The following is a 12176-nucleotide window of genomic DNA, read 5'->3' as shown; positions in this document are numbered from 1 at the left end:
AGCGTTACCTGGCAGGCATGGCGAGATACCGATTGGCGCCTGATCCTGACAGACCAGGGAGACCGACAGGGGGTGGGGGTCTGCGCAGTGCTCCCAGCAACGTTCATGCACTGGCTCCCTGGGCCGATTTCGTGACTCGCGTCCAGGGAGCCAGCTGGTGACGGGCCGCCGACATCGGTTGTGACATCCGGCGGCAGCTGTGATCAGCTGCGGTCGGCGATGCTTGCTACGAGGGTATTGACAAGTTCCTGCAAAGCGGTGATCTCTTGTCGGAGATCGTCATCGACGACCGCGGGCAAGTCGGTGGGGTCGATGGAGGAGATGTTCTTGCGAGTCGCCTTGAGCGCCTTCTGAAAGCGGACGCGCCGCTCATTCGCATGCAGCTGTGGGTCTGCTTCTACGGCCTTGGTCACTAGCGCTTGCACGGCCTCGTAGGCTGTCGCCACCGCCTCGATGTCGGTGGCGCTATTGGTGACTTCCGCCAGACGCGTGGACACCTCGTTTCTTACCTTGTCCGGAAGTTCGATCAGCAGCCCGGAGGCGGCCTGCGCCTTCCCCTCCTCAGCTGCTTGCCGGACGTAGGCGAGGTGTTCTTCGCGGCGCTCCTCAAAGCTCAGGGCCTTGAGCGCGTCACGAGCGGCGTTGGCGGTTTTGGCGTCACCCAGGATGGCTGCTCGCAAAGCCGTCGGGTTCTCGGCGACTTCCAAGGCTTTGGTGGGCCGGATGCCCTCTGCTTCTGCTGCTGCGCTGATGAGAGCGCCTCGGTCGGACGAGGAGTTGCGGCGGCTTGTGTAGTAGAGAGTCCAGTCCTCGGCAGGGGGAAGTTCAAGCGGCTCGTGACCGGGGTACAGCTCGGTCGCGCTGGTCGGAACTGCGCCGGCTGCGTGGGCCGCCTCCCAGGCTTTGTAGTAGCGCAGGATGCGTTCGGGCGAGGTGCTGGCCCGCCGGGCGAACTCGGCAGCGGAGATCTTCGGCACCAGTGCGTGCCGTTGCACTTCCGCTTTCCCCCCGTTCGCCGGACGGACCTGGCAGGCCACGAAGAAGGCCAGCCACCAACTGCCGGCCTTGTCGAGAGCTGTCCACGCCTGGATGTCGCGGTCACGCTGCTGCTCGGAGTAGCCGGTGATGCCGTCCTCTGCCAGCAGCCGGCGTACCTCGGCACGCATGAAGTCCATCTTCGTCCGGATCTCAGTGACCGTCTCGTGGGGATGACGCATCTGCAGGAGAACATGGACGTCCTGGACGCGCTGGCCCAGGCCGAATGGTGGCTTGGCCTCGATGAACTCCGCGAACGAGGAGAACGGCTGCGGAGCGTTGATCCCTGAAGGGATCTGGCGCCACGTCCCGTCGGCCACGACGGCAGCAAGCAGCTCAAGGAAACCACCAGGCGTTCCACCGTCGCGCTCGGCGGCGTTGCGGAGCCGGTAGACACGCTCCTGTTCCGGGGTGAGCTGAGAGTTCGACTCTATGCGTGCGCTCATGCTGCCCTCCTATTTCAGGGCTAGTGCGGCCTTCAGCCGCTTCTCGGCGCGATCGACGGTGTTGGCCGTCTTCGCGGTGTAGCCAGCGGCTTCGTTCACTCTGAAGGTGGCCTTCTGAACGGCGTCCGCGTATCCGGGAGAACCCGGCGGCACGCCGCAGGCGTGAAGATATCGGGTGATGGCGCTTGTAGTCCTGCTCCTAAGGTCTTCCATGATCTCCTTGTCCGTGCGCGGAGGCTGGGGGAGCTGGACGAAAACCTCGTTGTCCGAGTCACTCCGGGGCCCTGGGAGATCTTGCGCCATCTTCGTGCGGATGCCGTAAAGGTCGAGGAATCGAGCGAGTTTGGTCGCATCCTCGGCAGCGTCCACTTCCACCTTGATCGACTCGATGAGCATCAGCTCATCGGATTCGACGTCAGTGTCGTTACTCGCGGCGCGGGTCGTCGTGGCCACGGCTGATTCCACGTAGGACAGCGCGAGCTGGCGTTCCTCGGCAGTGCCAGTCGACTCCTCGGCGGTCTCACGCTCCTTGACACGACGCAGACCTTCTTCCCTCTGACCGCGTAGATGCTCAAGGAAGTCCTTCATCTTCGGGTCGTCAGGCGCGATGATCAGGCATGACTGTTCGCGAGACGGCATCCCGCTCCAGACCCGCAGGCCGCGCCCGACCAGCTGCATGAGATGTCCGACGTCCCGGTAGTGGGTGAGGATCCCAACGACGCTGATCTGCGGGCAGTCGTACCCGATGAACGCCATCCGTACTGTCACGAGGACGTCCATAGGCAGCGAACGGAACTCGGCCAGGGCACGGGGCGCATCCGTGTCAGACGAGACTGCGATACCGACCCGCAGACCGGGGTGGCGGGTCTGGAGGTACTTCTGCACCTTCTTCGCTTCGCTCTGACCCATGCACGAGATCAGCCCGCGGTACTCGGGGTTGAACTTCTGCTTGTCACGCACCTTGGTTACGACTTGCTCGACCAAGGGCTCCCACGTCTTGGGATCGCGCAGCACCTCGGCCAGGCCGTCTCCGTCGTCGGACAGGTTGTACGTGAGGAGACTGTCCCCGCTGTTTCGATCATCAGGGTCACCGAGAGTGCGACGTGATACACGTGCTTCGGTGAGATGCATCTCGAAGGTGCGTAGGTAGTTCTCGGCGATGCCGTCGGCGTAGGTGGCCTCGGCATGCTTGACCAAGGGCTTGAGGCCCTTCGGGTCGTCGGGGCGCGGTTCCGCGTAGTCAGCGAGTACCAGCGGCGCGTTGTCCGCCCTGTAGGGCGTACCGGTCAAGAGGAGGGTGTGCAGAGCGAACCCGTGAAGCTTCTGGATCAGCGTTCCGGCGCGGGTGCCGCCGCCGTCGTTGTCTTTGGAGTCACCGCAGAACTGTGCCTCGTCAGCGATCAGCAAGAAGCGACCCTGATGCTTGGCAGCCCACTCCAGAAAGATCGACTCACTGGTTGCCAGGGCACTGTAGGTGGAAACGAAGCCGGTCCCCTTCTCTCCAGTCAGCGGCACTTCATTCGTGCGGTGCCAGATCTTGCCGAACCGCGGCTGCTCGAACAGCTTGCACAGTCCGTCCGACTCCTTGGTCGGGGTCAGGTGCTGCCAACCGATCTCGCACTGCTGCGCCAGGGTGACGCGAGGGACAAACACTGCGATGTGGTCGATCCGGCCCTCGCGGAACAAGCGGGTGGCCAGGGACAAGTACGCCAAGGTCTTTCCGGAACCCGGCGAGGCAAGGACAACCGTCCGGTCACGACCTGACTCGATACCGTCGATGACCTGTGTAACGACGTCCGCCTGAAACGGCCGCGGCTTAAATGTGTCCTGGAACTGCATCTCCCGCCCCTTCCGGCTGTTGCACCCTGCGCACAGGGCCTGCCCGTTCTCGATGGTTGTCGGACCACCAGCGACCCAAGGGACGCGGTGGTCGGCATTCCAGCCCACGGCCAGCTCGTCGCCACAGCGCTCGCAGCGTCCTTCGGCGCGCGAGTACAAGACGTGCCGTTGTTGACTGTTGAAGAAACGCCGCGAATCAAGCTCTACCAAGGCCCCTCCCCCTCGCAGACAGCGCTGGCCGCAGCGTAGACCGAGCCTCTGACAAGCACAGGCAAAGCAGGCACAGCTGCCCCGAGATTCCCTGCCAGTTTCGCTGGAGATCGGCCACTCCGACATCGGAACCGGGCTCTTGAGCTCAAGGGCCCCGACCAATGGGTGGTCAGCTGTTCGGCCGAGGGAAGCTCGGGCTGGCCGATAGAGGGTGGGCAAAACCGGGGGTGGGATGGGCCTAGGCGCGGTCGCCGGGCTGCCCGTCTCCGTCGCGCGGCAATCCTCGGACGTCTCGGGCTGCCGGCTGAGGGCTGGCGAGGTGGCGGGCAGGGTCGGCTGTGGAAGGGGTACTGCAACACCGAGCAGGAGGCGCATCTCTTCGAAGTACAAGGTGTCCTCGTTCAAGGGGGCGCTGCTGGTGAGGGAGGAGGGGCAGTCGACGGACGCGGCGAGGAGCCACCGGGCGTCACCGTGTCCGTGCCTGGCGGCCTCGGCGATGAAGAACCACGCGTCGTCTTTCCAGTCCTCACTGGAGCGGAGCGCGACCAGCCCGAGCCGGAATAGCGCGCCTGGATGGCCTGCGGCGGCTGCCGCTCCAAGCCAGTCGGCGGCCGTGGACAGCTCGTCGCGGCCCAATGCCTTGGAGCCGAGCCGGTACAGCGAGTTCGCCTCCTCTCGCTCCTCGACCTCCAGTTCGTAGAGGTTGCTCAGAGGGCCGAAGTCACCGTCGGGACGATCCCAGAAGTCGGGAGGGCCGGCGAGCTTGTCCATGAGCGCCAGCAGTTCGGCCGGTACCGCCGACGTCCGGCGGCCGCCGCTGCCCTTAGTGAAGCGGCGCACAACCGTCACCTGTCCTTCTTCGCGCGTTGTGTCTTCTTCCGGTGCCTATCTCGAATGAATGCGTTCAGCTTGCTGCGCAATTCACTGACGGCTGCATACCGGTCTCGGTGGATCCGGTCCGCGGCTATGCCCAGTTCTGCAGAGATCTGCGTGTCGTCGAGCCCCTGGCTCTGCAGCTGCACGATCAGGCGGCGCCTGCTGGGCGGCATAGCCTCGATCGCGGGTCGGACCAGCTCATTCAGTGGATCGACGTCCTCACTCCGCGGGCTGGGCGGCGCCTCCACAATCGCGGTGGCATCCACGAAGTCGATCCGCTTGTCGGCACGCAGCCTGTCGATTGCCAGATTGAACGACGTCGTGCGGAGGTAGGCCCCGATCTTCACGGTGGGGCCCAGCTGTCCGGCTTGGACCCTACGCGCCGCCCTCATGAACGCCTCCTGGGCCACGTCCTCGCAGGCCTGTTCCGAGAGCGTGCCCATCCACATGTTGCGCAGAAACCGGGGTTCCGTCTCCATGAAGGTCTCGTAGTAGTCCAACAGTCGCTGGCCCAGGTCTACCTTCGCCGCTGGGGAGGGCTCCCCCTCTCCAGAGACGGGGGGCTCAGCGGCAGCCTCACCCGCTACCACGAGCGGTATTCCTCAGCAGGCAGGGGGCACGGGCCCGCTTCGTTGGCTCCTACGTCCACGAGGACACCCAGCGTGACTGACGTACAGGTGCGGGCTGCGACACTGACATGTACACGAATTACGCGAGTGTCCAGCAGGTGGGTTGCGCCCTGGTGGGGCGTGCAGCGGCAGTGGTCGCGCTCCGTCGTCCTGGTACCGCGTTGCCGCCGGTCCCAGTACATCTGCACCATGGCGGCCGCCGCCTGCGCGGTCGCCGCTACAGCCGGAACAAGACCGGCCCAGTCCAAGGACGACGTCATGTGAGTTGGTCTCCGTCGGGTTTCGGGGGCGCGCAGGTGGCGCCTTCACCTACTCGACGGTCGACCCCTCGCTGTTCTCCCCCAGCAGATCGGAAGTCTCCGAAACTGTCCGCGGAGCCACTGCGTCTGACCGGTGTTGCAACGGGCGGTGCCCCACAGTGAGGCTCCTCGGGCAGCCAGTGCGGGGCCGTCGGGAGGCCGGACCTCTTCCGAGCTGGACCGCCGGCTGGCACGCGCGACCCGCGCCTGAGCGCCACCCCTGCACGCCACTGGTTTCGGCCTCGCATTCTCCCTGACCTGGCCTGTTCTTCTCTTTATTGATCACCTGGGGTGCTGATCTGCTGACGCGTTGTCAGTGGCTGCTGTCAGCATGTCCTGGTGTGGGGGAAGTTGTGACGAGGGGGAGGCTTGCATGCCTTGGGTACGGCCGTACGTACGCTCTGACGGGACACCGGTCCGCGGGCATTCGCGGTGGGCGCCGGGCGCCCGACGGGAAACGATGATCTTCAGTGTGGTGGCCCTGGCCGTCATCGGCCTGGGCAACAGCAACATCTCCCCCGGCGACGGGACCACCCCGCGGCCGCAGACCACCGTCCACTACCCGATCCGCTTCGACGACGCCCCCGCCGCGCGGGCACCGCAGCCGCACCCGCGGCCGACGGTGTCGTACCCGATCCGGTGGGAGCGGTGACCCGCCGGCGGCCGCCCGCGCGGCGGCGCACCCGGCGGCCCTCCCGCAGGCAGCAGCAGCGCGACGCCCAGCTGCTCCTCTACGCCGCGGCGGCCGCGGCCGGCATCACGCTGGTCGTGACGGTCGTCAACTGGCTCCTCACCCACTGGTGGGTCCTCGTCCCCCTCTTGGTCCTCGCCGCCCTCGCGGGCGCCGGCTGGCTCTACCAGCGTCAGCAGCAGGCCCAGTGGGAGGCGGTACGGGCTCAGGGCCTGCGCTACGGCTTGTCCCAGCTGGACGCACTGCACCACTCCCGGTTCGAGGACGCGGTCCGCGAGCTGATGCACCGCGACGGCTGCCAGGACGCCCAGCGGGTCGGCGGCCGCGGCGACCTCGGCGCCGACGTCAAAGCCACCGACCCATACGGGCGACGCTGGGTGATCCAGTGCAAGCACCGCCGCAACGGCGCCCACGGCTCACCCGTGGGCACCCCCGACCTCCAGGTCCTCAACGGCACCGCCCGCCAGGTCCACGGCGCCGACATCGCGGTCATCATCACCAACGGCCGGGTCACCGCCCCCGCGGTGTCGTTCGCCCAGCAGCAGCGGCTGCACGTCGTCGACCGCCAGACCCTCGCCGTCTGGGCATCCGGCTCACGCCCCCTGTGGGAACTCCTGCGCGCGGTGCCGCCTCCGCGCCGCCCGACCTCGTTGAGCTGACCTGTCGCCCTCGCCCCACCGGGCCGCCTGCGCGAGGAGGGGCGGGGGCGTGTCAGCGCCGTGGTCTACGGTCGTCGTGCCCTGTAGTGGGGTGTGCTCTCGCCTGGCCTCTACGACCGGCCAGGCGAGAGCGGGTGCCCGCTTCCCCCATTGTTTCGGCACGGGGGCGGGCTCTTCCGGATGGAAGGCCGACACCAACGGCGTCATGTTCTATTGACGTCTCTTCGGCGTGCAATTGCAAGGAGAACCGGGAACTTCCACCCGTCAGCGCGCCTCCTTGATCTCGCAGCCGCGATGCGCCTACCGCCTGCCTCCGGGACCGAACCGGTGATCGGCATTGTTCCGTGATTCCTTGATCACATGGCGTAGCAACTCCCGTGCATTCCATGCTGGTTGCCCTCCCGGACCGGTGGCCTCGGCACCCACCTGCCCGGGGACCCGGCGGCGTCCAGACGAGCCGCCGGAACAGGAGGCCGAACAACCACGGAAAGCAGGAGCCACATGCAGCATCGGCAGATAGTCATTCTCACCGTCACGATGACGGTCTTCACGTGGAGCGGGGTGATGGTGGCGGCCGGCCAGACCGCGGCAGCCACCGCGCTGGCCCCCGCCCTCGCCGTCACCGTGCAGCAGATCGTCCACACCGCACGCACCCACAGTGCACCGCCCGCGCCCGCGCAGCCTGCGGACAAGGAGGACGGTGCCCCGTGACGACGCCCACCGACCCGCTGGTACCACCCGACAGACCGCGCCCCGGCCGCAAACTCGGCCCCATCGCAGACAACGTCAGCAGCACCCACCGCGCCTGGCTCGTGCCGATGCGCGACACCTACCTGGCCAGCGGCCTGACTCTGAACGCACTCAGCGACCGGATCCGCTTCGCCAAGTCCAAGCTGTCCGAACTGCTGCGCGGCGTGAGCCTGTACCCGCGCTGGGAAGTCGTCCACCTGATCGCAGCCGAGCTGGGCATGCCGAACTGGCCCCTGTACCGCCTCTGGCGCCAGGCAGCCTTCGAGTCTCAAAGGAGCGGTGAATGGGTCGAACGCTGCACGGACCACACCACCATCCTCACCGCTGCTGACACGGCCCCGCCCATGGACCACCGCGCCTTCCGCGAGCTGACCGAGAGCCACTACCTCCTCTACGCCCAGGCCTTCCTCGACGACGAGGAACGCGACACCGCCGTCTCAGACACCTACGACATCCTCTGGCTCTCCTGGAACGACGCCCTCACCAGCACCGACACCCGCCGCCACGCCTGGACCGTTCTCCGGGACACCGTCATGGCCCGCACCCTGCACCGCGAGGGCCGGCCCGAACTCGGACCGGCAGCCTTCGACACCCTCGCACTGCGGTCCCTCACCGACCCCGCCGACGACATGGACCAGATCCCCGAACTGGTCGAGCTGTTCACCGTGATCAGCCACCTGCCCGGCCGCCAGTTCGACGTCATGGTGCTACGGCGCCTGTGCGGATTCACCCCCGAGACCGTCTCAGCCCTCGTCGGCGCCTCCCTGGCCACCGTCCGCTCCGACGAACGCCACGCCACCCGCTTCGTGAGAGACGTCCTCGACACGCCGCCCTCGACCGGAGGAACAGCCCCGTGACCCGCATCGAAGAACTCCTCTCCAGAGCACTGCTCGCCCGCGAGCGCACCGTCCCCCGAGAAACACCCCGGCCTCCCGCGAACGCCGCGGCCTCCCGCCCCACCGGCAACCCCACCCGGGACAACAGCACCCCCAACATCGCAGCCCAGGATCTACACGCCCTGTGCGAGACCCTCGTCCTGCACACCCCACCCGCCACCGTCACCCGGTTCGTCACCGACCAGGTCCCCGAGCCCCGCAGCGCTCTGGTCCTGGCCTGCATCCTGCAACTGACCGACACCGATGAAGGAGCACGCTTCTGGTGGCAATACGCCGCCGGCGCCGGACTCGCAGCCGCCGCCTACTGCCTCTACCTCCACCACCTCGCGCTGGGAGAACGACACACCGCCGAGTGGTGGCACCGGCAAACCGACGACGTCCAACCGCCGCCCCAACCCAGAGCCTGCGACGACGGCAACAGCTGGAACCCGGCCGACCACCGCATCACCAGCGCCTCCACCACCCAGCTCATGCGCATCCTGCGACACCTCGCCAAGCAGACCGTACGGTCCAGGCCCGCTTCGATCAGCAAACTCATGGCCTACATCCCCGCCGCCGTCACGGCCGGCTACCTCCGCGAACCCGACACCGAAATCCCCCTGCCCGGAGACGAGTTCGCCCGCCGGATCAACTACCTGCTCGCCGCAACAGACCGCCCACACACCTGGCAGAGACGGCCGAAACAACCCGCTACAGATCGCCGCGAGCACACCGCCGCCGAACCCGTCGAACGGGCATACCTGCACACAACCCCCGAACAACTGGGCACCGCCAAACGCTGAACAGCCCGCGGACCACCTTGCCCCACCGCCAGCCTCGGCCGGACACCGCAGCGTGGCCCACTCCACCCCGCGCTCCATCCAGCCCGTCCGGTAGATGCCTTTCTGGTGTGGTGGCGGCCCAAGGTGCCACGCGGTGGGTCGGGGGCCGTACGGGAGCGCCCTGCGGGCCTCCCGTACGCGACGCGCGGGTCGCTGCGCTCCCTTGCACTGCGGTCCTGCGCTGCGCGCGGTCGGACCGCCGGGGCCGGCGCCCTGCGGGCGCACCCGTCGGCCCCGGTCGACAGCCCGCTGCGTGGCCCATCAAGCCCTCGCCCCACTGCGGGCACCCTGGTCACCACCACGTGACAGGCCAGGGAATAATTCTATTTACAGCGACATTTCCGATTGCGGAGTTAATCTGAAACCCGATTTTCACTGTCTGGAACTGATCGTTGACCGTCAGCGGTGACGCGTGATTGCGTGCGAGGTGGAATTTTCACGTCGCACGCGATCTGGAGGACCATTGCGCGCCAAAAGAAGACGCCTAGGAGTAGTCGCTGCACTCACCGTGGCGTTACTTTCCCCCTTCACGGCAAACGCTGACAGCGCACAAAGCCCGTCAAGCTCTAGCTCCGTCGAGCGCCGGGAGGGCGGCGAGAGCCAGAAGATTCTAGTCGGTGACACCCCCTCGGACTTCGACGTACTGCCTGCTGCTTCAATGGCCCCGCAATCTACCTGTGCAGAAACCAAGCGAAATCTGGACTCTCTGCGAAGGGCCGGCCAAGACAAGGCTGTCTGCATTGAATGGCAGACACCCCAAGAACTCGCGAAGACGCGGGGGGCTGCAGCGCCATCAGCAGCAAACGTGGTTTGGTGCTCCCAGCAGCCCCAAAACACGACCTACGTCGAGCGGACCAGTATCTGTTCCGTGCGCGGTGTGGTCATTATTGTCATGGATACCATCACGGGTATGGTCTATGGCAAGGCATACGGTACAGTCGAGCAGGAGATCGATACTCAGAACTCAATTCCCGAGTTCTTCGAGTACATGAACTTCTTCCTGTACGCCTCTGACGTCACGTCGAGCGCGATGACGGTCAAGGTAACTCCGGTATGTTCACTCGACACTAGCTGTAAGCAGAATGCAGGTGCTTGGGCCACACCGCGCCCGGTCACGGTCGGTGGCTCCCTTGACGGAACAATGAGTCGCACCTGGACGGGCACGACAGGGAGAAAGAGCTTCCTCATCAGCTATGCGCTCACCGTCAACATCGGAGGTGCATCCGGCACCACCCGATGGGGCGGAAACGGTGAGCCCGGGGGCGGGGAGTACCTCGTCCGGTGCGACAACGAAGTGTCCGCCCGAGCAGGCTGCGTCGTGCCGTCTTACACCCCCACTTTCGTCGTGGACCGCAAGTACTCCGAGGCCCGCCAGTTTATCGGCATGGTGCAGGCGAGCATGTCCTCTCACCCGGGCTGGGAGGGGAAGGGGCAGCCCTTGCATCGCGAGGCCAACGAACTCGAGGCGAGGAAGAACCGAGCCGTGGTCTGTGACGGCACGTTCACCCCGAGTTCCAGCACTCCTGAGCCGCAGTGCGACGAGTTCCCGTTCGCTTCGTCGAAGGAGAGCGGCCGGCAACTGGGCGTCAAGTCCGGAATCGAGTGCCAGCGGTACAACGTGGTCTCCCAGACGGTCAATGGTCAGGTGCGCCTGAGTCTCACCTGGCCAGGCCTGCAACAGGGCCAGATGCCGTCGCCAACTGCTAAGTGCGCTCGCGCCAGCATGCCTAAGACTCAAAATGAGGGCGTGGGAGGTGACCTCGGCAGGCGCACCACCGAATGGCGGCTCCTGAACAATGACGCTTACTGGGTAGAAGCTGGCCAGCCCGTCGGGTAGACATGGCATAGCCTGCTGATCGGATGGTCCGCTCCACCAGTTGCGTGGGGCGGACCTGCAAGTTTGAAACCCCTCACCCGCCACACCTGTCGAGGCCAATATGAGTGATGAATATTTCCCCAACTCACGTATGTATGACACCGGCTACTGCGTCATCTTCTCCAGAGACGTCGAACCCAACGCTCTGCTATCTCGAATCGTCGGGAGCACTGTCGCTCCTCTCCTCATGAACCGTGACGAAGCGGAAGCGATCAAAGCGCTAGGCGAAGAAATCGAATCGGAAGATGTTCCCGACTTGGATGTGGACGAGCTAGAGACCATCGGGATGCTAGATAATAGCGGCCCACTTCTACGCGCCGGATCACATAAAGACTGGTCTTTCGTCATCGAATCAGAGGGTTCATACCTTGCAGGTGACGACGTACTCAAAGCCGCTGCATCAGGCACAATTTCCCTCTGTGCCAGGCTTAGCGCAACGGGGTCATCATGGCTCTCTTACGCTGAAAACGGTGAGATTCTATCCTCTTTCGATCCTCTTTTCATGGATCGAGATTACGGTAAAAGTCCGGAAGTTCTCGACAGGCTCACCGGCCACAGAGCTGCCGTGGCAGGTGGCGAGCGTGCCGAGGCATACGAGAATGCGCTTCGTCAGATACAAGAGCGACTTGGATGCCTCGTTCCCGCCAGGCTCGATGCTGAACGACTCTCTGCGGTGAGAGTACCCGACCAGTATTAAGGGTGGCCAGTAACCTACGCAGTGACACGTACCGAAAGGCGGCATGACGGGCAGGCATAGAACCGGTCGCCGGATTACCAGGTTCCTGCCGGCCATCAGCGAATCGGGGAAGTCCCCAGCAAATTCCAGGCCGTTACCTGGGTGGCCCACATCGAACGGGGGTAGCGTCTGGTTCCAGAGTCAGTCTGATGCTGCATTTTGAAGCACGGGGGTCGGCCTGGTTCTGCCAAAGCTACATGGGGCATCACCTGATGCAGAGTCACCACCCCCGCCACCCTCCCTCCTAGCTGCTCGGGCCGCAGGCCCGTTCCGTGCCCGCGCAGCGGGTGCGGCCTGGTGGCTGGAGCGCAGCGGAGGCCACCTCAGCGGGGCAACGCCCCGCAGCTCCGGGAGCGCAGCGGACGGAGCGTCACCGGCCCGGCGCAGCCGGGCCGGTGAGCGGGACGCGCAGC

At 65.6% G+C, this 12176-nt stretch carries 10 protein-coding genes; 7 read left to right on the top strand and 3 right to left on the bottom strand.

Going from position 1 to position 12176, the window contains the following annotated elements:
* Positions 1 to 203 precede the first annotated feature (203 nt).
* Genes AC07FV_RS34000 through AC07FV_RS33990 form a run of 3 tightly spaced genes read right to left on the bottom strand, consistent with a single transcriptional unit; the run spans position 204 to position 4906 of the window.
* Positions 204 to 1481 (bottom strand): hypothetical protein, encoded by a 1278-nt coding sequence (locus AC07FV_RS34000; RefSeq protein WP_479091564.1) that lies wholly within the window; start codon positions 1479 to 1481, stop codon positions 204 to 206.
* A gap of 9 nt (positions 1482 to 1490) precedes the next feature.
* On the bottom strand, positions 1491 to 4379 hold the full coding sequence (locus tag AC07FV_RS33995; protein WP_479091562.1) for a DEAD/DEAH box helicase family protein: 2889 nt from the start codon (positions 4377 to 4379) through the stop codon (positions 1491 to 1493).
* Positions 4376 to 4906: an RNA polymerase sigma factor gene (locus tag AC07FV_RS33990; protein WP_479091560.1), complete on the bottom strand. Its 531-nt coding sequence runs from the start codon at positions 4904 to 4906 to the stop codon at positions 4376 to 4378. Before AC07FV_RS33990 ends, AC07FV_RS33995 begins: the two co-directional genes overlap by 4 nt.
* An 888-nt stretch (positions 4907 to 5794) precedes the next feature.
* Between AC07FV_RS33990 and AC07FV_RS33985 the strand changes: the two genes are divergently transcribed.
* The 7 genes from AC07FV_RS33985 to AC07FV_RS33955 all read left to right on the top strand — a co-directional run bounded on the left by AC07FV_RS33985 (position 5795) and on the right by AC07FV_RS33955 (position 11724).
* Positions 5795 to 5986 carry a hypothetical protein gene (locus tag AC07FV_RS33985; protein ID WP_479091558.1) on the top strand — a complete coding sequence of 64 codons (192 nt, stop codon included), beginning with the start codon at positions 5795 to 5797 and terminating at the stop codon, positions 5984 to 5986.
* A complete protein-coding gene (locus AC07FV_RS33980) occupies positions 5983 to 6684 on the top strand; it encodes a restriction endonuclease (protein WP_479091556.1) in 702 nt (233 codons plus the stop codon). The genes AC07FV_RS33985 and AC07FV_RS33980 overlap by 4 nt, the downstream gene beginning before the upstream one ends.
* Before the next feature lie 501 nt (positions 6685 to 7185).
* The gene (locus tag AC07FV_RS33975) at positions 7186 to 7395 is read left to right on the top strand and encodes a hypothetical protein (RefSeq protein WP_467810507.1); all 210 of its coding nucleotides are present in this window, start codon (positions 7186 to 7188) and stop codon (positions 7393 to 7395) included.
* Complete coding sequence (locus tag AC07FV_RS33970; protein WP_479091555.1) at positions 7392 to 8291, top strand: sigma-70 family RNA polymerase sigma factor; 900 nt, start codon at positions 7392 to 7394, stop codon at positions 8289 to 8291. The genes AC07FV_RS33975 and AC07FV_RS33970 overlap by 4 nt, the downstream gene beginning before the upstream one ends.
* On the top strand, positions 8288 to 9112 hold the full coding sequence (locus AC07FV_RS33965) for a hypothetical protein (protein ID WP_479091553.1): 825 nt from the start codon (positions 8288 to 8290) through the stop codon (positions 9110 to 9112). The genes AC07FV_RS33970 and AC07FV_RS33965 overlap by 4 nt, the downstream gene beginning before the upstream one ends.
* A 907-nt stretch (positions 9113 to 10019) precedes the next feature.
* Complete coding sequence (locus AC07FV_RS33960; protein ID WP_479091551.1) at positions 10020 to 10988, top strand: hypothetical protein; 969 nt, start codon at positions 10020 to 10022, stop codon at positions 10986 to 10988.
* A gap of 100 nt (positions 10989 to 11088) precedes the next feature.
* Positions 11089 to 11724: a DUF6461 domain-containing protein gene (locus AC07FV_RS33955; RefSeq protein ID WP_479091549.1), complete on the top strand. Its 636-nt coding sequence runs from the start codon at positions 11089 to 11091 to the stop codon at positions 11722 to 11724.
* Positions 11725 to 12176: the final 452 nt, after the last annotated feature.

This window comes from Streptomyces sp. NPDC045956, assembly GCF_056430705.1.
The sequence above is the reverse complement of the archived record's forward strand: the minus strand, read 5'-3'. Positions and strand labels throughout refer to the sequence as shown.